Genomic DNA, 20,840 nt, shown 5'->3' with positions numbered 1-20,840 from the left:
GGAGACCGACCGGCCGGGAAGCGCGGCAGCGCCCCGGCCGCGGGTGCTGGTGGCACCGATCACCATCACCCCCTCCAAGCCGCTCACCCCCAGCCACCTCAAGGGGCTGTTCTGGTCGGACGTGATCTACCGGGCCACGGCACACCTCGCCGATGTCACCTACCGGTACAGCCACACCACCTATCACCCCACCGAGCAGACCCTGGGCTTCTGGGAGTACCTCGACCGCACCCACGGTGACGCCGACTACTCCGCGCTCACGGAGGAGGAGATCGGCGAGCTCTACGTCGGCTACCGCGCCGAGGGCCGCCGACCGGCGGCCGCCGCGCTGCGGCCCTACGCGGAGGCCGTCGAGAACGGCGGCTGGACGCACCCGGCCGCCGAGCGGGTCCTCGGCCTCTGGGCCGGGCACTACGGCCGGCTGGGCCTGCACGACCCCGGCCTCCGGGAACACCAGCCGCCCGGCCTCGCGCTGGAGGAGATGATCGAGCGGCTCGTCGCCTCGGGCATGGGCCTCGACCAGCGCGACCTCGGCGGTCCGGTCTACCTCGACGCGACCCGGTACGGCCTGCCCCTGCGCCAGATCGTCTCCCCCGACGGCCGACCCAACTACCTCGCCTGCGCCCTGCGCGAGCTGCTGCCGCTCGCCCCCCGCTACGACGAGGTCGTGTTCGTCTACGACAACGAACTCGACCCGGACTACCAGCTGCTGGAGCGTGTCGTGGCCCGGACGGGACCGGCCGTACGCCGCGTGCCGATCGGCCGGGTGCCCATCGACGGGCAGATCCTCTCCGCCCGGCACGGCGGCTGGCACGGCCACACCGTCGCCGCCCTGCTGCGCTCGCTGAGCGCCGACCACGAACCCGACGTGTGCCGGCTGGGCATGCGCCTGTACTTCATCGCGACCCTCGGCCCCGGAGCGCAGCAGTCCTTCCGCCACGACCTGCTGCGCCAGTGCCTCACCCGCGCCGAGCGCTTGCTCGACCGGGCGGCCACCGCCCCGGCGGCGGGCCACGATGCGATGCTCACCGCCCTGGGCAGGCACCGGCGCGAGCACACCTACATCGACCCCTACCGGCTGACCTCGTCCCTGCTCGGCAAGCGACGCCCGGCCCCCGACCGCGAGCTCCTCTCCACGGTGTTCCTATGACCCTGTCCCCCGAACTCCTGCTCACCGAGGCCGCACGGCGCGTCCGGGCCGCCCGCCCGGAGCTGGCCGCGCGGCTGGACCTCGCCACCCCCCAGGGCCTGCGGGCCGCGCAGGCCGAGATCGCCGACCCTGACGCGCCCGGCCGCTCCGACGCGGCCCTGGCCGTCTGCGTCATCAGCCGCTTCGATCTGCCGCACTGGGTACGCGAGACCTGCCGGTTCGCCCTGTCGGTGCCGCCGGAACGACACGAAGCCTGGCAGCACGCCTTCACCCGGACCGTCTTCCTGTCCGGCCGGCCCGACAACCTCCGGGAACGCTTCACCTTCGACCACATCGCCCCGGACGGCTCGGCGGCCTGGCTCGGCCCCGCCCCCGAAGCGAGTACGGCCGCGCTGCGCAGACTGCTCAAGGTCTTCAACGGCCCCCGCGCACTGGGCTCCTGGCAGCCGACGACGGTGGAGATACCACCGGCGGACGGTCCGGGCGGCCGTCCGCCGGTCCACCGCGAGCTGTACGTGGCCACGGCCTCCGTCACCGTCGCCCGGCTCCTCGTCCAGCTCAACCACCTCCTGGCGGAGGCGGTGATGGACGGACTGATAGCACCCGGCGACCGGCTGACCCTGCGCTCCGTGCCCCGCCTCGCGGGGCTCCCCGGGCCCTTCGCCGCCCTGCGCGTCGACACCGACAGCCACCGCCCGGACGCACTCCAGGCATACGCGGCCCTCACCGGGGAACGGTAGGCCGCGCCTCCTCAGCGGGGCCCGGAGCCGGGGACGACGGCCCCGCCGCCGTGGCGTACGGCCTCGACGACCGCGTCGTGCAGCGCCCGCAGCCCGTCCGGCGGCAGGGCGGCGGGGCTGCCGGCGAGGGTGTACCACTCCTCGGCCCCGAGGTACTGGATCCGTACCACCGCCCGGCCGTCCGGCCGGAGGGCGGTGACCACGGTGACATCACCGGTGATGACACCGACCTCATCGGTCATCGCGCCCCCGGGACCGGCCGTCACCGTGCCGGCATACCGTTCGCCGGACTCGCCGCCCGTCATGCGCAGGTGTCGAGCATCGTGACGAGCTGCTCTTCCTCCGGCTCCGTCACGGACAGCCGGTAGAGGTGCTTGATGTCCACCCAGGCCCGGGAGTACGTGCACCAGTAGGCGCGCCTCGGCGGGCTCCACTGGTCCGGCGACTGGTCGCCCTTGCTCCTGTTGGAAGCCGCGGACACCGCGATCAGCTGCGAGTGCTCCAGGTCGTTCGCGAACCGCTTGCGGTCGGGGGTCGTCCAGCCGTCGGCCCCCGAGCGCCAGGCGTTCGCCAGTGGCACGACGTGGTCGATGTCCACCTGCGACGCCGAGTTCAGGGTCTTGCCGTCGTACTCGCTGTACCAGGACCCGGAGACCGCCCGGCACTGCGCGTCCTGCGTGACGCCGGTGCCGTCACGCTTCAGGACCACCTCGCGGGTGTCGCAGTTGTTGCCCTGCTGCGCCCAGTGCGGGAACTTCGCCCGGGAGTAGCCGTTCATCGAGTGCGGGGCCTCGACGTCGAGATCCGCCAGCTCGTCACGGGCGACATCCACCGGGGGCGGCTCGGTCGGCTGGGCGGGCGCGGCGGCGGCCGGAACGGCGGCGACGGGGGCGAGGAGGGCGATGAGCGCGAGGGCGACGGTCACGGCCGACCGCCGTACGTACGTGGAATTCACGCGCCGAAACTACCGGCCCGTTCTCCCCGGATCCGGGCGAGCGGGTCCGGACCACCCGCGTGGAGCAGCGGATCCGGCGTACGTCCGGACACCGGCCGGGCTCAGTAGTAGCCCTTCCCGCCGTCGAGCAGTTCCCGGATGATGTCCAGGTGGCCCGCGTGCCGGGCGGTCTCCTCGATCATGTGCAGCAGGATCCAGCGCAGGGTCGCGTCCCCGGCCCGGAAGTCCTTCTGCCGCCCGGCGTCGTCCAGTGCGTGGGCCGCGATGATCTCGTCCGAGACGGCACACTGGGCCTGGTATTCCTGGAGCAATCGCTCCAACGGCACGCCCTCGACCCGCATCTCGGCGTCTTCGGTCTCCTTGTCGAAGAGGGGGCTCCCCGTCGAGGGCCGGCCCATGAGCATGACCTCGAACCAGCAGTGCTCGACCCACCGCATGTGCGAGACGAGGCCCGCGACCGTCATCAGAGGTGAGGTCGGGATCAGGGACCGATGGGCATCCTCGGCGGACAGTCCCTCGCACTTGAAGTGGATGATCGCCCGATGCATGTCGAGCCAGGTGAGCAACTGCGTGCGCTCGTCGGCGTCATAGGCGGGACGGGTGCGTGAGGGACGTGAGGGACGTGAAGGAGAGGTCATGGGGAGAAGGTATGCCCGGCCGCCCTCCTGGCGCTCCCCGATTTCCTCCGCGGTTTCCTCCGCCCGGACGGTTATCGCGCGACGGCGAGCACAAGGGACGCGGCGGCCGGCTCCAGATACGTGGCGGGGAAGCCGATGTCGCGGTGGACGCGGGCGCGGACGAGCCGTTCGTGGCGGCCCCGGCCGAATCGGGCCGCTGGCGGGACCACTGGCCGGCCTCCGACGAAACCGACGGCAGACCGGCCGGTCCGCGTCGGCGCCGTCACCGACCGGCCCGACGACTGGCGTAGCGCGATCGCCAACGGTTACGGCATCGCCCCCGCCCCCGCCGCCCGCTACTACGCCCGCTCCGGCATCGTCTACCGCCCCGTCGCGCGCGTCAGTCCCAGCCGCGTCGGCTTCGCCTGGGCTCTTGCCGATGACACCGACGCCGTCGTCCAGGACTTCGTCCGCTGCCGCGTGGACAGCGTGCGCCAGGACGCGTACGGCCTCATGTGAGGGCGAGCGTCGTCCCGCCGGTCGCACCCGTGAAGCCGGTGGTGAGGCAGTCCAGCGCCCCCGGCTGCGGAAGGATGATGACCTCTTCCACGCTGCGGCCCTGGAAGCGGCCCTTGACGACGGTGCCGGTGATCGTGGTGATGACCTGGCCCGCCACGGCGGTGCTGCTGCCACTGATCTCGGCGGTGCTGGAGTCCCCGGTGTTCCACTTGAAGGTGCGCTCGGCGGTGAACCCTTCCAGGAGATTGTTGCAGCCGGTGAAGAGGGGGAAGTGCTCGTCGTACGCCCCGCTCGTCACCTTGCCCGTGCTGTCGGTGCAGCGGGTGAACCGCCCTTGGACCGTGATGCCGACGTCCCGGGGTGCGAGGGTGACTCCCGGGCGGTAGCCCACGGTCTCGGTGCCCGAGCACTGCAACTGCCCGGCCGGACTTGGGTGTTCGTGGGCGGACGCCGCGGCCGGTGCCGTCGCGACGAGCGCGGTGACTGCCGTGGCCAGTGCCGCGGTACGGGTCCATGCTCTGCCGATGGCCATGCGCGATCTCCTTCGCGATGGGTGACGTGAGGTATGCGATGCCCCGTTCCCGCACCAGTGAGACGGGCGCGCGGGAGTGCGACGGGACGGGCGGTCTCCCGGAGGGCGTACGGCGACGCACGCGCGCCCGGGCGGGCTGTTCTCCGTGGCCGTCCCTGTGAGTAGCCTGGTCGAGGCCCTTCCGGGCCGCGCCGGTTCCGATCCTGGAGTGTGATGGACGTCCTGGAGAACGGCACGCTGGAAGTACCCGGCGCGAGGCTCCACTTCGAGGTGCGAGGCTGGGGACCGCCCCTGCTGCTCATCGCCGGCGGCGGTCTCGACGCGGCCGTCTACGAGCGCCTGGCCGCCGTCCTCGCCACGGGCCGCCGTGTCGTCACCTACGACCCGCGCGGCAATTCGCGCAGTACGCTCGACGGCCCGCCGGCGGACCAGTGGATCGAGACGTACACCGAGGACGCCCGCCGGTTGCTGGACCATGTCGCAGCGGGGGACGAGCCGGTGGATGTGTTCGGCAGCTGTTCGGGGGCGCTGGTCGCGCTCGAACTCGCCGTGCGCCATCAGGACCGGATCCGGTCGGTGGTCGCGCACGAGCCGCCCGCGATGGCGCTGCTGCCGGACGCCGAGCGGCACCTGGTGTTCTTCGACCACGTCCACGAGGTGTTCCGCCGCGAGGGCGTCGCCCCGGCTCTGCGCGAGCTCGCGGCGGTCTTCGGCGGCCGTCCCGCACCGGCACTGCCCGAGGCGCACGACAACAGCGCGTTCTTCCTGGCCCATGTGCTCCGCCCGTCGACGCGCTTCGTTCCGGATCTCACCGCGCTCCGCGGTGTGGCGGACCGGGTCGTGATGGCGGGCGGCCACGACTCACGTACGTATGCCGTCCACCGCCCGGCGGAAGTCCTCGCCGACCGGCTCGGCCGCGCGCTCGTGGAGTTCCCCGGCGGTCACGCCGGCTATGCGAAACACCCGGCCGAGTTCGCCGACCGGCTCGTCGGCGTGCTCGCCGCGACGCCCCGCACCTCGGCACAGCCGCGGGGCTGAAGCCGTGCGGATCCTGATGGGTGCCCAGAACTGCGGCTTCGGTCCGGCTTCCGAACTCGTCGCGGTCTCGCGGCTGCTCCCCGGTCACGAGCGGGTGTTCGTGGGCGACGGCGTGGCGGCGGCGTTCGCGTGGCGCAACGCGGACGCCTTCGACGAGATCCGGGAGGCCGTCCGCGACGAGGCGGCAGGCGCCGGGCCCGAGCCGGCCCGCGACCTGCTGGACTCCAGTGACCTGGTGGTCTCGGTGATGGACGCCGCCTTGGTCGTGCGGGCCGTCGCGGCGCGCCGCCCGGTGGTCCTGGTGGACAGCCTGCTGAGCTTCTGGCAGACGGGCCGCCCGCTCGCCGAGATCCGCGAGCTGTGCGCGAGCATGCCGCGCTCGTCGTTCGCGGAGGCCGCGCGGCACCTGGGCGGCCTCTCACCGCACGAGCGCGTCATCGCGGCGCACCTGCTCGCCACGCACAGCGTGGTGCAGAACTTCCCGGGCGTCACCCGGCGCGTGGCCGAGATCGCCGGTCCGGCTCCGGGCCGCACGGTGCACCTGACCGGCCCGGTCATCGACGTCGAAGGTCTGCGGAAGGTGCCGGCCGGTGCGGAGCCCGTATGGGATCTGCTGATCAACGTCGGCGGGTTCAAGAACTTCCTGCTGGATTTCGACGTCAACAACGCCTATGTGCGGTTGCTCCACCGGTGGCTGCCGGATCTGCTGCGGGACTGGGCGCGATTCCGGCGCGTCCTGGTCTGCGGCGGCCCCTTCGGCGGGCACCGGGAGCGGACCGTTTCGGCCGCGGGGCGGCGGGCCGACTGCCGCTTCCTGCCCCAGCGTGAACTGCTGCCCCATGTGGCGAGCGCCCCCGACTACTTCCTCGCCCCCGGACTCACCGCGCTGCACGAGTCGCTGGCCCTCGGGCGGCTGCCCCTGGCCCTCCCCGAACAGCACTACGCACACGTCTTCACCGTGCGGCGACTCGGCGGCACCCGCTTCGGCCGGGACGCCGGGCGGTTCGCGGACGTCCTGCCCGGCCACCGGATACCCGAGGACGACTTCGCCGGGACCGCCGCCCTCGTGGAGCTCGCGGGCCGGATCCTGGAGGACGACGACCTCTACGCGCGCTTCCGGCGGACGTTCAACGAACGGATCGAACACTACGTTTCGCTCACTCCGGCGCAGCGGTCGCGAGGTGTCGAGGAACTGCGGGATGTCCTGGGCGGTGAGCCGCTCGCCTCGGTGCTGGCGAGGGTCATCGGTCACCACGGCCCGGGGTGAAGGGGGGTCGCGCGCCGCCACCGTGCCGTCGGGGGTGTGCCCCGCACATAGTCGGCCAACGCCCGGGATATGCCGTAAGGGCCAACGCCCTTGGCCTGGCTGTCAATTGGGTCATTCGGCATACGGTGAACGAGGTGGCTGTGTCGAATGTCCCGGCTTGAATCCGTACCGATGCGCCGGCAAAGAGCCGCAATACTGGAGCTACGCCCATTTGGGTGATTTCCCGACTTGGGCGTGGACTGAAGTTGACTGCCGTGTTGTTCTGAATTTCACTCCGCGAGCACCCATGGGGGTGGGGACATGCAGCGAAAGAGCAAACTCGGAGTCCGGTCCGTTGTGGTGGCAGCCGTCGGTACGGCTGCCCTTCTGATCGGCCAAGGGGCCGCCTTCGGAAGCACGGAGGGCTGGGATGTGTCGTCGGATCAGGCCACCGTGCAGCCCGGGGCCACGGTCTACCTCGCACCCGTGTGGAACTGCGGCCAAAGCTCATGCACCTACGATCAGAACTCTGTGTTCCGGATCGGGTCCCTCAACGACGCCAGTCTGTATACGGATGCGACGCCGAATCTGGTGAAGAAGAACTCCGGGGCACGGGTAGGTACGTGCGAGTGGAACTCAGGCATGCTCCTGTGCAGCCCAACGGCCGGCGGCACGGCCAGTTCAAGTGATGCGCTCACGCTCGACAACAACGTGGCCGGCAGGACCTCGGCCAGTACCTGCACGGAATCCTTCTACGTCGACTGGTGGGACGGCGCAGCGGAGTCAAATCCTGACCCGAATGGGGAGTCTTGGGGAGAGGTCGCCGAGGTGGACACCAGTGGGCCAAGTGGGTCGTGCCAGTAAGCAGCAAGAAAAAAATCTGCCTCCTTCCGGGACCGCGCACCGCATCCGTGCGGTGCGCGGTCCGGTCCGGTGCCCGGCGGTCAGGCTGGCAGGTTGGCCTCGATGGCCGCCACGACCTCGGCGGCGTCCGGCTCGGTCTGCGGGGCGAAGCGTGCCGCCACCGTGCCGTCGGGAGCGATGACGAACTTCTCGAAGTTCCAGCGAATGTCACCGGTGTGGCCCCCGGCGTCCGGGGTGGAGACGAGCCCGTCGTACAGGGCGTGCCGGCCGTCCCCGTTGACCTCGACCTTCTCGGTCATGGGGAAGGTCACCCCGTACGTCGCCGAGCAGAACTCGGCGATCTCCTCGGAGGATCCGGGCTCCTGGCCCATGAACTGGTTGCAGGGGACGCCGAGGACGGTGAAGCCCTGAGCGGCGTACCGCTCGTGCAGCCGCTCCAGAGCGGCGTACTGAGGGGTCAGGCCGCACTTGGAGGCCACGTTGACGACGAGGACGGCCTTGCCCCGGTACTGCCGCAGGTTCGCGGAGCCGCCCTGGAGCGCGTTGATCTCTACTTCGTGAATGGACATGTGTCCGGATGTTAGCTGCCTCCGGTGGATCGCATGGCCGGATCCCCGGGTGACCACCGGGGAGCGGGCACGGAACGGAACTCCTCGGCGGTCGCCGGCGGCGCGTCCCCCGCGACGCCCAGCGCCGCGCGGGAACCTTGCGCAGCTGTGACCAAACCCGGGCGCGGGGAAAAGGCGTCGCAGGGTAGAACCGCATCGCGGGCAGGGCGGGGAGAGGCACGCCGGGTGTGGACCGGCTTCCGACCGTGCGGCCCGCGTCGGCCGCCACCCCCTCGACAGGAAGCCATGTCATGACGATCTATCAGCACCTGCCGCATCCGCACATCGCCGCGCGGGACGCCCAGGGACCGGTGAAGGTCACCGACCAGCACGCGCGCGGCAGCGCGGTCACCCGCTTCAACACGAAGGTCGCGATCGTCGTCACGCGGGCGGTCGGCAGCATGTGGTGCGCCTACGCCTTCGCCCTCTTCGACCTGATCAGCCTCCCGGACGCGATCGACGCGGGCGCGGCGGCCATGGTCTCCTGGGTGGCGCAGACGTTCCTCCAGCTCGTCCTGCTGTCCGTCATCATGGTGGGCCAGAACGTCCAGGCCGCCGCGTCGGACAAACGCTCCGAGGCGACCTTCCACGACGCGAGCGCGACTCTGCACGAGATGGCGCACATCCAGGGCCACCTCGCCGCACAGGACGCGCTGCTGACCCGGATGGCGGAGAAGATCGGCCTCGAACCGGTCCCGGTCATCGACCTCCCGACGACCGAGGAGCCGGCTCAGCGGCCCGCGGAGTGACCGCGTCCTCCTCCCGCTCCCGTGATGCCGCACGGCGGCGGCCGTCACGCAACTTCACCGCCCCCCGCCCGCGTCACCGCCAGCAGTGCCATGTCGTCGCTGATGCGGCCGCCCGTGTGGTGGCGGACGTCGGAGAGCAGGGCGTCGAGGAGGGCGTCCGGGCCCGGGAAGGCGCGGCCGGGGAGGCGGGTGCCGGGGTCGTAGAAGGTGCCGGCGCGGTCGCGGGCCTCGGTGAGGCCGTCGGTGTAGAGGAGGAGGGTCGTGCCCGGAGGGAAGGGGAGCGTGTCGGTCCGGTCCTCGCCGGTGCTGAATTCCCCGAGCGCCAGCGGGAGGGCGGGTACGGACGGCTCCACGCTGCGCACCTTGCCGCCGTGCAGGAGCAGGGGCGCCGGATGGCCGCGGTTGACCAGCCGCAGTTCGTCGCCGGAGGGCGGGATCTCGGCGAGCACACCGGTGACGAAGCCTTCGGTCTGTTCCGGCCCCGGCCGCCGCCGTGCCTCGCGTGCCAGCGCGCGCTCCAGCCTGGCCGCGATCCGGACGAGGGTGGGTTCCTCGTCGGCGGCCTCCCGGAACACCCCCAGCGCCACGTCCACCGCCTTGACGGCCTCCATCCCCTTGCCTCGCACGTCACCGACCAGGCAGCGCATGCCGTACGGGGTGTCCTGCACGCCGTACAGATCACCGCCGATCTGCGCGCCCCGCACGGCCGACTGGTACCGCACGGCGATACGCAGCTGCCCGATCGCCGCCGGCGGCTCGGGCAGCACGGCGCGCTGCACGGCGAGAGCGATCTTGCGTGCCGATTGCAGCCGGGCGTCGCTGAAATACATGAGGCGGTTGACGACGACGGCGAAGACCGAGACGGTCGCGACCGCCGCGAGCTCGCTGCGCCCGCCGGAGTCCCCGATGAACCCGAAGTGGGTGAGCAGCGCGAAATCGGCGGCGCAGGCGCCGATGGCCGCCAGGATCGTCGCGCGCAGTGACAGCAGCGCGGCCGCGGTCATCGGCGCGGCGGTGTAGAACGCCTCGGCGCTGAAGTGCGGGGAGGTGTTGTAGTCGAGGACCGCGCCCACGATCAGCAGCAGGACGGGCAGGAGCTGGAGGTGGCGCAGGCACCAGCGCCCCACGGCAGTGCGCCTCGCAGCCGGTGCCCTCACGTGCCCGCTCCCGCTCTCTCGTGCCGCAACACGCTCCAGCATCCTCGGGCAGGATGACGCCTGCCAGTCGTGAGGCGGCCGGACGGGTAGGCGGAGGGCGGCCCGGCCGGGCCGCGGTGCGTCACCACGCCCTTCGACCGGACCGAGCAGGAGACCGCGCGGCCGGGCGTCCGCCGGGGGAGCGGGCCGCCCGGCGATCCCGGAGCGGAAGAGCGCGGATCTGCCGACGAGCATCACGAACGTCTCGGCACGTGGGGCGGGGCGGGCTGGTCAGCGGCCGGTGAAGACGGCGTCACGGCGCTCGGTGAACGACTGGATTCCCTCGGCGCCGTCGGCGGCCGAGAACAGCCGTGCGATGTCCGGGCGCAGCCGCTCGATCGTAGCCGGCTCGGCGCCGACGTCGAGCATGTCCAGGCCGCCGGTGAAGTGGCCGCCGTGGGCGAACAGGACGCCGCACCACAGGTTGTCGTCGGACTCCAGCAGACCGTAGGCGGCCGACAACTCGCTGAGCATCTGCTGGGTGAAGGCGTTGCGCTTGGCGGGCCGGTTCAGGCCCATCAGCAGAACGTGGCCGTCCCGCTCAACGGTGACCGCCGGTGTGCCCGCGGGCGTGGAGCTCATCACTTCTCCTCCTGGGTCACATGATGAGATCACGCGAACCAGCCGGGCCGGGACGCCGAGGGCAAGTGAATCTCATGATGAGACCGATAAGGTCGTCGACATGAGACGGACCTCGTTCGACAGCTGGCCCTGTTCGATCGCCCGCACCGTGGACATCCTGGGCGACGGCTGGACGCTGCTGGTTCTGCGCGAGGTGTTCTACGGCGTGTCGCGTTTCGACGGCTTCATCGGCTCGCTCGGCATCGCACGCACCACCCTGACCGACCGGCTCCGGCTCTTGGAGAACGCGGGCTTGTTGTGGCGCAGCCCCTATCAGAGCGAGCCGGTCCGGCACGAGTACCTGCCGACGGACAAGGGCCGGGACTTCTTCGGCGTGCTCGCCGCGATCAACGCCTGGGGCGACCGGTGGCTGATCGACGACACCGGCGTCCCCGTGGTGATGCACCACACCGCCTGCGACCACGACACCCGGGCCGAGGTCGTCTGCTCCTCATGCCGTGAACCACTGCACCACCAAGAGGTCGCGGTGCGCACCGGACCCGGCTACCCGGCAAGGCTCCTCGACAGTCCCGGCGTGCGGGCGCGCTTCGCCACGGACGGGCACTCCGTACGATTCGCCGGCACCTGACCAAGGAGGCCGCCCCCGACCGAGGGCGCGGCCTCGTGCGGTTGAGCCGGCCCCTGGCCGGGCCCGTGACGGACGTCAGGCGGTGGGTGCCCCGGCCACGCGGCGTTCGCCGCCGTTGCGCTCCTGCCACGCCCTGTAGACGTCGACCGCCGCGTCGCGTGCCTCGTGGCGCATGGGCAGGCGGCGCTCCGTGCAGTCCTTGGCGAACTCGCCGTAGAAGGTGTCGAGTTCGAAGTATTTGCGGTCGTCCACGTAGTGGGGCTTGTAGGCGTCGCGGGTGGTGAGGAAGACGACCTCGTCGGGGGAGCAGTAGTAGAGCGAGCCCAGACACATGGGGCAGGGGTGGGCCAGGACGTAGATGGTGGTGCCCGTCAGATGCTCGGTGCCCAGCTTCACGCATGCCTCACGGATGGCGAGGATCTCGGCGTGGGCGGTGGGGTCGGAGGTCTGGGCCACCAGGTTCGGGCTCTCGGCCAGGATCTCGCCGTCCTTGACGATGACGGTCGCGAACGGGCGGCCGCCCTCCTCGACGTTGCGGCGGGCGATGTCGATGGTGCGCTGTGCGAAGTCCACGGGAATTCCTTCGGGAAGGAGGGGCGGGCCGGCAGCGGCCCGCCCCATTTAACTGACTGATTATCAGAAGGGCTTGGTCGGCAGGTACTTGCCGTCCAGCGTGATGACCGCGCGCTCGCCGCCCTCGGGGTCGGCGACCTTCTTCACGTCCAGCTTGAAGTTGATGGCGCTGATGATGCCGTCACCGAACTGCTCGTGGACCAGGGCCTTGAGCGTGGTGCCGTAGACCTGGAGCATCTCGTAGAAGCGGTAGATCGTCGGGTCGGTCGGGATGCCACCGGGGATGGAGCCGCGGGTCGGGATGGTCTGCAGCAGCATCGGGGCGTCGTCGTCCAGGCCCAGGAGCTCGGCGACGGCCTTGGCCGAAGCCTCGGGCAGCGGGTGCTGGCCGAGCACGGCGGCGGTGACGAAGGCGACGGACAGGCCCGCCGCGTCGGCGATCTGCTGCCAGGACAGGTCCTTGCGGACCTTGGCCTCGACGGCGGTGGCGGCCAGCGTCTGACGGGCGGTGGCGTCGAACTGGGCGTGGATCATGGGGGGATTCCTTCCGTGGATGATGAGTCGTGCGTGACGAGTCGTGGATGCCGGGAAAGGCGGAGGGGGTCAGGCCGCCGCGGTGAAGCGGCCCTCGACGTCGAGTTCCTCGACGGTGCCGCTGCCGATGTCGTAGCACCAGCCGTGCAGCGTGACGGTGTTCCGCGCGAGGGCGCGGGCCACCGACGGGTGAGTGGCGAGGTTCGCCAGCTGGGCGTGGACGTTGCTCCGTACGAGGGCGTCCACCCCGGCGACCATGGTGCGGGCCCGTGCGGCGTCCGCGTGCCGCAGCCAGTCGGCGGTCGTCGGCATGGTGCCCAGGTCGTGGCCTTCGGCCAGGGCGGTCATCGCGCCGCAGGCGGAGTGTCCGCAGACGACGATGTCGGTGACGCCCAGAGCGGCGACCGCGTACTCGACACTGGCCGCGATGCCGTCCGGGCGGGGCGCGTAGGCGGGAACGAGGTTCCCGGCGGTACGGATGACGAACAGCTCACCCGGCTCGCTCTGGGTGATCAGCTCGGGCACGACACGGGCGTCGGAGCAGCTGATGAACAGCGTCGTCGGCCGGTGGTGCGTGGCCAGGCGGGCGAAGAGCTCCGCCTTGACCGGATGGACGTCCCGCCGGAACCGCGCGACTCCCTCGGTGAGGTCTTGCATGGTCACTCCCTTCGGTGGCTGCCTGCCCCGTGGGGCTGACGGGATCCACCGTGCACGACTTGCACCTATAGAGTCCAAGAGTTGCTAGCCATGACTTCTATCGATGACATCTATAGTTGCGGACATGGCCCTGGAACTCCGTCACCTGCGCTATCTGCTCGCCGTCGCCGAGCACGCCAACTTCACCCGCGCCGCCGAGGAACTGCACATCTCCCAGCCCACGCTGTCCCAGCAGATCAAACAGCTGGAACGCAACGTCGGGGCGCAGCTCCTGGACCGCACCGGGCGGACCGTACGGCTCACCGACGCCGGTGCGACCTATGTCCACTACGCCCGCCGCGCCCTGCGCGATCTCGCGGCGGCCGAACGCGCCGTCCTGGACGTCGCCGACCTCTCCCGCGGCCACCTGCGCCTGGCGCTCACCCCCACCTTCACCGCCTACCTCGTCGGCCCGCTCGCCGCGGAGCTCCACGCCCGGCACCCCGGCATCACCCTGGACGTCCAGGAGATGGCCCAGGACCGCATCGAGACCGGCCTGCTGGCCGACGAACTCGACCTCGGCATCGCCTTCCACGGCCCCCACCTGCCCGGCATCACCGCGACCGCCCTCTACACCGAGACCCTCGGCCTCGTCACCGGCGCCCCCCGGCCCGGCGGCCAGCAGGATCCGCTGCCCGTACGTGACCTCACGGGGCGTCACCTGGCCTTGCTCAGCGCGGACTTCGCCACTCGGGGGCACATCGACGCCTACTTCACCGCTCACAAGGTGCGGCCGCACATCGCGATGGAGGCCAACTCCGTCCAGGCCCTCACCGAAATCGTGCGGCGCACCCCGCTGGCCACCGTCCTGCCCGACGCCGTCACCCACGACCACCCGCACCTCGAGCCCGTCCCCCTCGAACCGGCCCTGCCCGCCCGCACCGTCGCCCTCCTGCGGCGCGAGAGCGCCTACCAGAGCGCCGCCGCCCGCGCCTTCACCCACCTCATCCAGCAGCTCGTGCGCGCCCGCGGCTACGCTCCGGCCTGAGCCCCGACGGCGGGGAAGCCCATGCCGGCCCCGGGGGCCATCCGGGTGCGAGGGCGCGCGCCGCGGCCTTACCCCTCGGTGGCCGGCCGGTACGTACACACCTGCGCGCCCGTGCCGCCGGCGACCGAGGAGACCAGCTCCAGCGTGCGCAGCATGCCGTCCTCCGGGAAGATCGTCTTGCCGCCCCCGAGCAGCACCGGCATGATCACGAGCCGCAGCTCGTCGACCAGGCCCTCGCTCAGGAGCGCGCGTACGAGCGTCGGGCTCCCCATGACCAGCAGGTCGCCGCCGGAGCCACCGCGCAGCTCCCGGACGCGGGCCATGGCCTCCCCGCCGGGGATGCGTGTGCTGTTGCCCCAGGCCAGGTCGGAGTCGCCCAGCGTGGCGGAGACGACGTATTTCGGCAGGGCGTTCATCCGGTCGGCGAACGGGTCCCCGGCCCGCTCGGGCCACGCCGCGGCCATCGTCTGCCACGTGCGGCGGCCGAACAGCAGGGCCTCGGCCTTGGTCAGCGCGTCGGTGAAGGCGCCGCCCACCAGCTCCGGATCGAAGAACGGATGCGACCAGCCGCCATGGGCGAAGCCGCCGTCGGTGTCCTCCTCGGGCCCGCCCGGCGCCTGGACGACACCGTCCAGGCTCATGAACTCACTCACGACGACGCGCATGGCATCCGCTCCTCTTCCTCGTTCCTCGCTCCGTGTGTACGGCACGGGATGCTCCCACGCCACTCCGGGGAGTGCCGCCCCGCACGGCTCAGGCCAGACCGCCGAGCGTGTACTGGTCGAAGGCGTCGTAGAGGTCCTCCTCGTCGGGGACGGCGCCGTCGATCGAGGGCGCGGCGGCCGAGGCGAGGAGAGCGGTCAGGCGCACGAGCGCGGGGAAGCGCGCTTCGGCGTCAAGATGGACGGCCCGGGCGCCGGAGAGGAAGGGGGCCGAGGCCGCGTCGCCGACGAGGTGCCCGCCGGTGACGTACACGGTGTACGGCTGAGCGGTGATCTCGGCGAAGGAGCCCGTGGTCAGGCTGCGCAGACAGTCGGCCAGGGGATCGGCCGAGCGTGCGGGCCCCCGGTCGTGCTCGGTGTGGTCCACCGCGTGGTGCGGGACGGTGCGCACCCGGGTGACGACCTCCCGCCGTACGGACGGGGCCAGGCCGAGCCAGGCCGTGCCGGGCGCGAGACCGGCGAGCGCGGACGCCGCGCGCTCCTCGGACTCCCCGAGGCGCGCGGTCTCCACGGCGAGCGCGGTGAGGGCGAAGGCCGGATGGGGCCGGCCGGTCCGGTCGGAGACCGCGAGGAAGACGGTGTAGCCGTTCATGCTGTGCGCCTTGAGGAAGGAGGGATGTGGCCGGGCGGGCACCATGGCCGGACCGGCCACGGTGAGCGCCTACTTCTTGATGCAGATCTTGCCCTGGCTGTGGTTCTCCAGGGTGGTGGTGTGCGCCTTGCCCTCGGCCGTGATGGTGAAGGTCGCCTTGGCCGAATAGGAGTGGCACTGGCCCTTCGGCGGCGGCCAGTTGGCCACGACCCGCGCCTTGAACTTGTTCTTGCCGGAGCCGCTGTTGTGCGCGACCTGGGTGCCCTCCTTGTAGAGGGTGACGGATATCGAGTACTCGGGCATCTTCTGCTTGCAGCCCTTGAGGTCGGCGTGGACGTTGATCACGTCCGGGTTGGTGTGCGACTCGTGCGGCGAGTCGAGCGCGGCCTCGCACTTGTCCCACACCGTGGCGCTCGGGGACGCGGCCTGCGCGGTCATGGCGTGCGCCTGGAAGGGTACGAGCAGACACGCGGCGGCCAGCGCGCCGGTGACGAGCTGTCGTTTCATCACGTACCTCCAAAAGGTCGGGATTACGCAGCGAACCTATGCCCCGGTCGGCGGTCATCACCATGAGGTATCAGGCCAGTTGAGGTTCTCGCGGGAATCGCGCCGCCCGCTGTGGTCCCGGCCCGTGCGACGGGTGTCCGGGCCCTGTCGCCGTCACCTACGCTGCCGGGGTCGGATTCTCACGCTCGTCCGCCGCGGGGCCGGGCTCCGGCGCGGGCGGCGCGGCGACTGCCGTGCGCCCGCACGGCACGCCGGTCATCGGGGAGGGGAAGCCCATGCCTGACGGGACCCACGACTACATCGTGGTCGGGGCGGGATCGGCCGGCTGTGTGCTGGCCGCGCGGCTCAGCGAGGACCCGGGTGTCCGCGTACTGCTGCTGGAGGCCGGGCCCGCCGACGACATCCCGGAGATCCACCTCCCGCTGGCGTTCGCGCAGCTCTTCCGGACCGCGTACGACTGGGACTACACGACGGAGCCCGAGCCGGGCCTGGACGGCCGCCGCCGCTACCTCCCGCGCGGCCGGATGCTCGGCGGCTCGTCCTCGATGAACGCGATGATCTACATCCGCGGCAACCACGCCGACTACGACGCCTGGTCGGACGCCGGTGCCAAGGGGTGGAGCTGGGACGAGGTCTTCCCGTATTTCCTGCGCGCCGAGGACCACCATGGCGGCCCGTCGCGATGGCACGCGGCCGGCGGTCCCCTCACCGTCAGCGAAGGCCGCTCCCGCCATCCGCTGATGACGGCCTACGTGGAGGCGGCGCTGGAGGCGGGCTACCCCTTCAACCCGGACTTCAACGGAGCCGAGCAGGACGGCTTCGGCCGCTACGACCTCACCCAGCGCGACGGCATGCGGTGCAGCACGGCCGACGCGTACCTGCGCCCCGCCCTGGGGCGGCCGAACCTTCAGGTGCTCACCGGCGCCCGGTGCACCCGGCTGCTCTTCTCCGGCGAGCGGGTCGTCGGTGTCGAGGCCGAACGGCACGGCGTGCCGGCGGAGATGCGCGCGGAACGGGAGGTCGTCCTCGCGGCGGGTTCGTACAACTCGCCCCAGATCCTGATGCTTTCGGGAATCGGCATCGCCGCCGAGCTCGAAGCGCTCGGCATCGCACCCCGCGCCGACCTCCCCGTCGGCGAGAACCTCCAGGACCACGGGCACCTGCCCCTGATCCATCTCACCGACACCGAGACCCTGCTGACCGCGCGGACCGCCGAGAACCTCGCGCTGCTGGAGTCCGGGCGGCGCGGTCCGCTCACCTCGAACGCGGGTGAGGCCGGCGGCTTCGTCCGCACGCGCGACGGCCTGGAGGCGCCGGACGTGCAGATCCACGCCCTGCCCGGGATGTTCCACGAGGAGGGCCTCGGCGCGCCGGCCGGACACGGGTTCCACCACGGCGCGGTGCTGCTGGGTGCCACCAGCCGCGGCAAGGTCTCCCTGCGGTCCACCCTGCCCGGCGCCAAGCCGCGGATCCTGCACAACTACCTCGCCACGGAGGAGGACCGCGCGGCGGCGGTCCGGGCCCTGCGGGTGCTGCTCGACATCGCCGGGCGCCCGGCCCTGCGGGCGCACCGGCGCGGCGATCACCTCGTGCCGCGCTCCGACAGCGACGCCGGCCTCCTGGAGCACGCCCGGCGGGAGACGCACACGCTCTACCACCCCGCGGGCACCTGCGCGATGGGGCCGGTCGTCGACTACGAGCTCCGGGTGCACGGGGTGAGCGGGCTGCGGGTGGCCGACGCCTCGGTCATGCCGACCCTCGTACGGGGCAACACCAACGCGCCCACCATCATGATCGCTGAGAAGGCCGCCGACCTGATCCGCGGCGTCACGGCCGGACCGGCCCCGGCGTAGGACAGGGTCAGTCGCCGGCGGGCGGGGGAACGAGGCCGTCGGCGACCAGGCCCGCGAACACCGCCTCGCTCAGGGCGTGCACGGCGGACAGCGGCCGGACCATCACGGTGAACTCCCGCACCCTGCCCGACTCGTCGAACTGCAACAGGTCGATGCCGTGGACCTGCTTGCCGTGCACGCCGGCCCGGAAGGGGAGGACCGCGGACGGGGTCTCCGCACCGCCGGCGCTGGTCTCGGCCTCGCCCGTGAAGTGGCCGACGTAGCGGAAGTCCTCGAAGGTGCGCAGCAGCACCTTGAGCAGCCCGAGCATCATGGGCCTGCCCTCGAAGGGGGTGAACTTCACGGGGCTGTAGAAGCGTATGTCCTCGGCGAACAGCTCCTCCATCGCGTCGAAATCGTGTGCCTCGACGGCGGCGCGGAAGCGGGCGGCGGTCTCCATGACTCCTCCTGATACTCAAGGATCTGACTAGTCATTTCCTTGAGTATGCTGCCCGGGAGGGAGAGGAAAGGGAAGGGGGCACTTCGATGGCATTGCGGCACGCGGTGCTGGCGGCGCTGCTGGACGGCGAGTTCAGCGGATACCAGCTGGCCAAGGCGTTCGACGTCGGCGTCGCGAACTTCTGGCACGCCCTGCCTCAGCAGCTGTACGCCGAGCTGGCCAAGCTGGAGAGGGAAGGACTGGTCACGGGCCGTCAGGTGGTCCAGGAGGCCCGGCCCAACAAGCGTCTCTTCCAGGTCACCGACGCCGGTCTCGCGGAGCTGGAGCAGTTCGCGGCGGCCGTGTCGAAGCCCTCGTTCATCCGCGACGACCTGCTCGTCAAGGTCCAGGCCGCCGACCGCGTCGACACCGGGCCGGTGATCGGGCAGCTGGAGGAGCGGGCGGCCGCGGCCGACGCCAGGATCAAGCTCTTCGGCGAACTCCTGCGGCGGATGCGCGGCGACACCGACGAGGAGGAGTTCCTCAGCCGGGGGACGCGGATCGGGCCCTATCTGACCTGCCTGCGCGGCCTGGCCTTCGAAGAGGGCCACCGGGACTGGTGTCTGCGGATCGCGGGCGTCCTGCGCGCGAGGCGGTCGGCCCGTACCCCACGGTGATCCGTGTGGGTGGGGGGTGACGCCTGCCGGGTCCGGCGCCCCTGTGCCGGATCAGCGGCCGGAAGGTGAAACCGATGTCCGGCGCGCGGTCACGCTCACTTGCCGCAGATGGGGGACACGCCGCCCGAGCCGACGAAGACGGCGTAGCCGTCGCAGCCGCCGGGGTGGTTCGAGAAGTGGTACTGCAGGTGCCACGGGGGAGTGCCCATCGGCTTCACGAGCGAGACGTAGCGGAACGCGTCACCGTGACCGGCGTCCACGAGCCGGTCGTACGCCTGGGCAGGCGTCATCGTGATCTCCTCGTCGACCGGTAGCGCGCCGACCCACCGGCTCTTGTGCTCGGTGACCGGCCCCAGGGTGCCGTCGAGGTCGCCGCTGATCTCCGCGGAGGAGTTGTCGCGGTTGTTGAAGACGAACCGCCAGTGTGTCACCTCCGCCATGTCCCTGGTCGGCCCGCTCGGCGAGTCCCCTGCCGCGACCATCAGCACCGCCTGCGGATCCGACTCGCGCACCCGGTTTGTCGCCCGGCCGATGAGGTCGAGGAGGGAGAGCTCGGCGCGCGCCCCCTCCTTCACCGTGAAGGTCACCTTCCATGGGATGATCACCTGCGCACAGAAGTGGCCCGGGTCCGGAATACACCGCTGATACGCCTCGATCTCGGCGGTCCCGGGCCGTACCGCCCGGAACGTCGCCGTCGCGTCGCCGTTCCGCGACGTACCGGCCGCCGTGCGGTCGAAGCTCGGCGACCCGCTCGTGGGCACGCTCCACGCCCACGTCACGCCCTGCGAACGGGAGCCGGTCAGCCGCACCTTGACGCCGTCACCGGTCGTGACGTCCAGCTGCCGGCCGTTGTCGGCGTTCGCCAGCGTGACGTCCTCGGCGCCGGCCGCCGGGCGCGCACCCGCCGCATGCGCCGCCGTGGGGGCGGCACCCAGCGCCATGCTCACGACCAGTGGCACGGCCAGCAGGGCAGCGGCCTTGAGCGGCTTCGGAGTCTTCATGGAGATCCTTCCTCACCTTCGTCGGCTGAGTGATCCGGCCCAACGCTGCCTTTCCGGAACGGACTTGTCCGTACGAATTCGCGTCATCCGGGGGAACATGGGCTGACCGGGTTGCGGGTGAGGCGCGGAGGGACGGGAGGGTGGCAGTGAACCCTGACAGAACCCAAGTGGGCGTAGTGGACCCATGAGTTGGAGTGTGAGGGTGTGGCAGGGGAGAACCGGTGCGCGTCGGGTGACGGATCCCGGGCGGCGAGTGCGTCCGACGCCGCCTCGAAGAGGTCAGCCGCCCGGACCATCCCGCCGCTGCTGAAGAACCACACCTCACGGTCGCGCAGTTGGAGGCATGCCTCCGGGCGAAGCGCCGGGCGTCTCTTCGCCGGCAGGAGCCGTGACGACGAGCCCTGCCGTACCCGTGAGGACGGCCGTGCCGACGGGTACGGCGGGACGATGACCGGTCGGCGTGCGCAAGCCGCTCCTCTGCCCGTTTCGTCACGGCAGCGGGAGAGGGAAGGCGCCCGCGTCGACGACCTCGGCGTCGCGGTCGCACCAGGTGGTCGACGTGCCTCCCGAACGAGCGAGGTTGCCCGAGGCGGCGTAGGTGAGACCGTCGGGACGATGGCAGATGGCGTAGCCCACGAACGGACTGCCGTGGCACGTGATCGAAGCACCGTGGCCGTCGGTGCCCCGCTGGTAGTGCCACGTGTCGCAGGAGAAGGCGGGGGCGGCTCCCGAAGCGGAGGCCGGTGCCGCGATGCCGAGCATCCCTCCGCCCGCGATCGCGAGAGCGGCGCCGGCCGCCATGGTGCGGTAGCGAATTCTCATGTGCCCTCCTGTCCTTGGCGGGCGCCGTCACGC

At 71.4% G+C, this 20,840-nt stretch carries 26 protein-coding genes and 1 pseudogene; 11 read left to right on the top strand and 16 right to left on the bottom strand.

Going from position 1 to position 20,840, the window contains the following annotated elements; genetic code table 11:
- Nucleotides 1-43: 43 nt before the first annotated feature.
- Nucleotides 44-1,150, top strand: coding sequence for a hypothetical protein (locus ACH427_RS28470; protein WP_398874007.1), 1,107 nt, complete (start codon nt 44-46; stop codon nt 1,148-1,150).
- Nucleotides 1,147-1,890 carry a DUF6182 family protein gene (locus tag ACH427_RS28465; protein WP_398873966.1) on the top strand — a complete coding sequence of 248 codons (744 nt, stop codon included), beginning with the start codon at nt 1,147-1,149 and terminating at the stop codon, nt 1,888-1,890. The genes ACH427_RS28470 and ACH427_RS28465 overlap by 4 nt, the downstream gene beginning before the upstream one ends.
- Nucleotides 1,891-1,901: 11 nt before the next feature.
- On the opposite strand, the gene ACH427_RS28460 is transcribed toward ACH427_RS28465, so the two are convergent.
- From ACH427_RS28460 to ACH427_RS28450, 3 genes are all read right to left on the bottom strand, one after another.
- Complete coding sequence (locus ACH427_RS28460; RefSeq protein ID WP_398873964.1) at nt 1,902-2,195, bottom strand: hypothetical protein; 294 nt, start codon at nt 2,193-2,195, stop codon at nt 1,902-1,904.
- Nucleotides 2,192-2,845, bottom strand: coding sequence for an HNH endonuclease family protein (locus ACH427_RS28455; RefSeq protein ID WP_398873962.1), 654 nt, complete (start codon nt 2,843-2,845; stop codon nt 2,192-2,194). Before ACH427_RS28455 ends, ACH427_RS28460 begins: the two co-directional genes overlap by 4 nt.
- A 101-nt stretch (nt 2,846-2,946) precedes the next feature.
- Nucleotides 2,947-3,483 carry a DinB family protein gene (locus ACH427_RS28450; RefSeq protein WP_398873960.1) on the bottom strand — a complete coding sequence of 179 codons (537 nt, stop codon included), beginning with the start codon at nt 3,481-3,483 and terminating at the stop codon, nt 2,947-2,949.
- Between the two features lie 158 nt (nt 3,484-3,641).
- Here ACH427_RS28450 and ACH427_RS28445 point away from each other — a divergent pair.
- A pseudogene (locus ACH427_RS28445) lies at nt 3,642-3,981 on the top strand (LysR substrate-binding domain-containing protein); the annotation flags it as partial.
- Here ACH427_RS28445 and ACH427_RS28440 read toward each other — a convergent pair.
- The gene (locus ACH427_RS28440; protein ID WP_398873958.1) at nt 3,974-4,513 is read right to left on the bottom strand and encodes a hypothetical protein; all 540 of its coding nucleotides are present in this window, start codon (nt 4,511-4,513) and stop codon (nt 3,974-3,976) included. The pseudogene ACH427_RS28445 and the gene ACH427_RS28440 sit on opposite strands and share 8 nt — an antisense overlap.
- Nucleotides 4,514-4,726: 213 nt before the next feature.
- Here ACH427_RS28440 and ACH427_RS28435 point away from each other — a divergent pair, with 213 nt between their 5' ends.
- The 3 genes from ACH427_RS28435 to ACH427_RS28425 all read left to right on the top strand — a co-directional run bounded on the left by ACH427_RS28435 (nt 4,727) and on the right by ACH427_RS28425 (nt 7,661).
- A complete protein-coding gene (locus ACH427_RS28435) occupies nt 4,727-5,551 on the top strand; it encodes an alpha/beta fold hydrolase (RefSeq protein ID WP_398873956.1) in 825 nt (274 codons plus the stop codon).
- Nucleotides 5,552-5,567: 16 nt separating this feature from the next.
- The gene (locus ACH427_RS28430) at nt 5,568-6,818 is read left to right on the top strand and encodes a hypothetical protein (RefSeq protein WP_398873954.1); all 1,251 of its coding nucleotides are present in this window, start codon (nt 5,568-5,570) and stop codon (nt 6,816-6,818) included.
- A gap of 300 nt (nt 6,819-7,118) precedes the next feature.
- Complete coding sequence (locus ACH427_RS28425; RefSeq protein ID WP_398873952.1) at nt 7,119-7,661, top strand: hypothetical protein; 543 nt, start codon at nt 7,119-7,121, stop codon at nt 7,659-7,661.
- Between the two features lie 80 nt (nt 7,662-7,741).
- On the opposite strand, the gene ACH427_RS28420 is transcribed toward ACH427_RS28425, so the two are convergent.
- The gene (locus tag ACH427_RS28420) at nt 7,742-8,230 is read right to left on the bottom strand and encodes a glutathione peroxidase (RefSeq protein WP_398873950.1); all 489 of its coding nucleotides are present in this window, start codon (nt 8,228-8,230) and stop codon (nt 7,742-7,744) included.
- A 290-nt stretch (nt 8,231-8,520) separates the two neighbouring features.
- Between ACH427_RS28420 and ACH427_RS28415 the strand changes: the two genes are divergently transcribed.
- Nucleotides 8,521-9,018 (top strand): hypothetical protein, encoded by a 498-nt coding sequence (locus ACH427_RS28415; RefSeq protein WP_398873949.1) that lies wholly within the window; start codon nt 8,521-8,523, stop codon nt 9,016-9,018.
- A gap of 44 nt (nt 9,019-9,062) precedes the next feature.
- Here ACH427_RS28415 and ACH427_RS28410 read toward each other — a convergent pair whose 3' ends face one another.
- Nucleotides 9,063-10,175: a PP2C family protein-serine/threonine phosphatase gene (locus tag ACH427_RS28410; RefSeq protein ID WP_398873947.1), complete on the bottom strand. Its 1,113-nt coding sequence runs from the start codon at nt 10,173-10,175 to the stop codon at nt 9,063-9,065.
- Nucleotides 10,176-10,445: 270 nt separating this feature from the next.
- Nucleotides 10,446-10,796 carry an enoyl-CoA hydratase-related protein gene (locus tag ACH427_RS28405; protein ID WP_398873945.1) on the bottom strand — a complete coding sequence of 117 codons (351 nt, stop codon included), beginning with the start codon at nt 10,794-10,796 and terminating at the stop codon, nt 10,446-10,448.
- Between the two features lie 100 nt (nt 10,797-10,896).
- Here ACH427_RS28405 and ACH427_RS28400 point away from each other — a divergent pair, with 100 nt between their 5' ends.
- The gene (locus ACH427_RS28400) at nt 10,897-11,424 is read left to right on the top strand and encodes a winged helix-turn-helix transcriptional regulator (RefSeq protein ID WP_398873943.1); all 528 of its coding nucleotides are present in this window, start codon (nt 10,897-10,899) and stop codon (nt 11,422-11,424) included.
- Nucleotides 11,425-11,499: 75 nt separating this feature from the next.
- On the opposite strand, the gene ACH427_RS28395 is transcribed toward ACH427_RS28400, so the two are convergent.
- The 3 genes from ACH427_RS28395 to ACH427_RS28385 form a co-directional block, all read right to left on the bottom strand.
- Entirely contained in the window at nt 11,500-11,997 is a 498-nt protein-coding gene (locus ACH427_RS28395) for a nucleoside deaminase (protein ID WP_398873940.1), read from the bottom strand.
- 63 nt (nt 11,998-12,060) lie between these two features.
- Nucleotides 12,061-12,531: a cyanase gene (cynS, locus tag ACH427_RS28390; protein WP_398873938.1), complete on the bottom strand. Its 471-nt coding sequence runs from the start codon at nt 12,529-12,531 to the stop codon at nt 12,061-12,063.
- 69 nt (nt 12,532-12,600) lie between these two features.
- Complete coding sequence (locus tag ACH427_RS28385) at nt 12,601-13,188, bottom strand: carbonic anhydrase (RefSeq protein ID WP_398873936.1); 588 nt, start codon at nt 13,186-13,188, stop codon at nt 12,601-12,603.
- A 124-nt stretch (nt 13,189-13,312) separates the two neighbouring features.
- On the opposite strand from ACH427_RS28385, the gene cynR reads away from it, so the two are divergent.
- The gene (gene cynR / locus ACH427_RS28380; RefSeq protein WP_398873934.1) at nt 13,313-14,215 is read left to right on the top strand and encodes a transcriptional regulator CynR; all 903 of its coding nucleotides are present in this window, start codon (nt 13,313-13,315) and stop codon (nt 14,213-14,215) included.
- A gap of 68 nt (nt 14,216-14,283) precedes the next feature.
- On the opposite strand, the gene ACH427_RS28375 is transcribed toward cynR, so the two are convergent.
- The 3 genes from ACH427_RS28375 to ACH427_RS28365 form a co-directional block, all read right to left on the bottom strand.
- Nucleotides 14,284-14,880, bottom strand: coding sequence for a dihydrofolate reductase family protein (locus ACH427_RS28375; protein WP_398873932.1), 597 nt, complete (start codon nt 14,878-14,880; stop codon nt 14,284-14,286).
- Between the two features lie 88 nt (nt 14,881-14,968).
- Nucleotides 14,969-15,529, bottom strand: coding sequence for a hypothetical protein (locus tag ACH427_RS28370; RefSeq protein ID WP_398873930.1), 561 nt, complete (start codon nt 15,527-15,529; stop codon nt 14,969-14,971).
- Nucleotides 15,530-15,598: 69 nt separating this feature from the next.
- The gene (locus tag ACH427_RS28365; protein ID WP_398873928.1) at nt 15,599-16,036 is read right to left on the bottom strand and encodes a hypothetical protein; all 438 of its coding nucleotides are present in this window, start codon (nt 16,034-16,036) and stop codon (nt 15,599-15,601) included.
- Nucleotides 16,037-16,311: 275 nt separating this feature from the next.
- Here ACH427_RS28365 and ACH427_RS28360 point away from each other — a divergent pair, with 275 nt between their 5' ends.
- Complete coding sequence (locus ACH427_RS28360) at nt 16,312-17,889, top strand: GMC family oxidoreductase (RefSeq protein ID WP_398873926.1); 1,578 nt, start codon at nt 16,312-16,314, stop codon at nt 17,887-17,889.
- A gap of 7 nt (nt 17,890-17,896) precedes the next feature.
- On the opposite strand, the gene ACH427_RS28355 is transcribed toward ACH427_RS28360, so the two are convergent.
- On the bottom strand, nt 17,897-18,328 hold the full coding sequence (locus ACH427_RS28355; protein ID WP_398873924.1) for a nuclear transport factor 2 family protein: 432 nt from the start codon (nt 18,326-18,328) through the stop codon (nt 17,897-17,899).
- 86 nt (nt 18,329-18,414) lie between these two features.
- Here ACH427_RS28355 and ACH427_RS28350 point away from each other — a divergent pair, with 86 nt between their 5' ends.
- Nucleotides 18,415-18,984: a PadR family transcriptional regulator gene (locus tag ACH427_RS28350; RefSeq protein WP_398873922.1), complete on the top strand. Its 570-nt coding sequence runs from the start codon at nt 18,415-18,417 to the stop codon at nt 18,982-18,984.
- A gap of 95 nt (nt 18,985-19,079) precedes the next feature.
- Here ACH427_RS28350 and ACH427_RS28345 read toward each other — a convergent pair whose 3' ends face one another.
- Nucleotides 19,080-19,985, bottom strand: coding sequence for a hypothetical protein (locus ACH427_RS28345; protein ID WP_398873920.1), 906 nt, complete (start codon nt 19,983-19,985; stop codon nt 19,080-19,082).
- A 489-nt stretch (nt 19,986-20,474) separates the two neighbouring features.
- Nucleotides 20,475-20,807, bottom strand: coding sequence for a hypothetical protein (locus ACH427_RS28340; RefSeq protein WP_398873918.1), 333 nt, complete (start codon nt 20,805-20,807; stop codon nt 20,475-20,477).
- Between the last annotated feature and the right edge of the window lie 33 nt (nt 20,808-20,840).

It is taken from the genome of Streptomyces sp. NPDC020379 (assembly GCF_044387105.1).
Classification (GTDB): Bacteria; Actinomycetota; Actinomycetes; order Streptomycetales; family Streptomycetaceae; genus Streptomyces.
The sequence above is the reverse complement of the archived record's forward strand: the minus strand, read 5'-3'. Positions and strand labels throughout refer to the sequence as shown.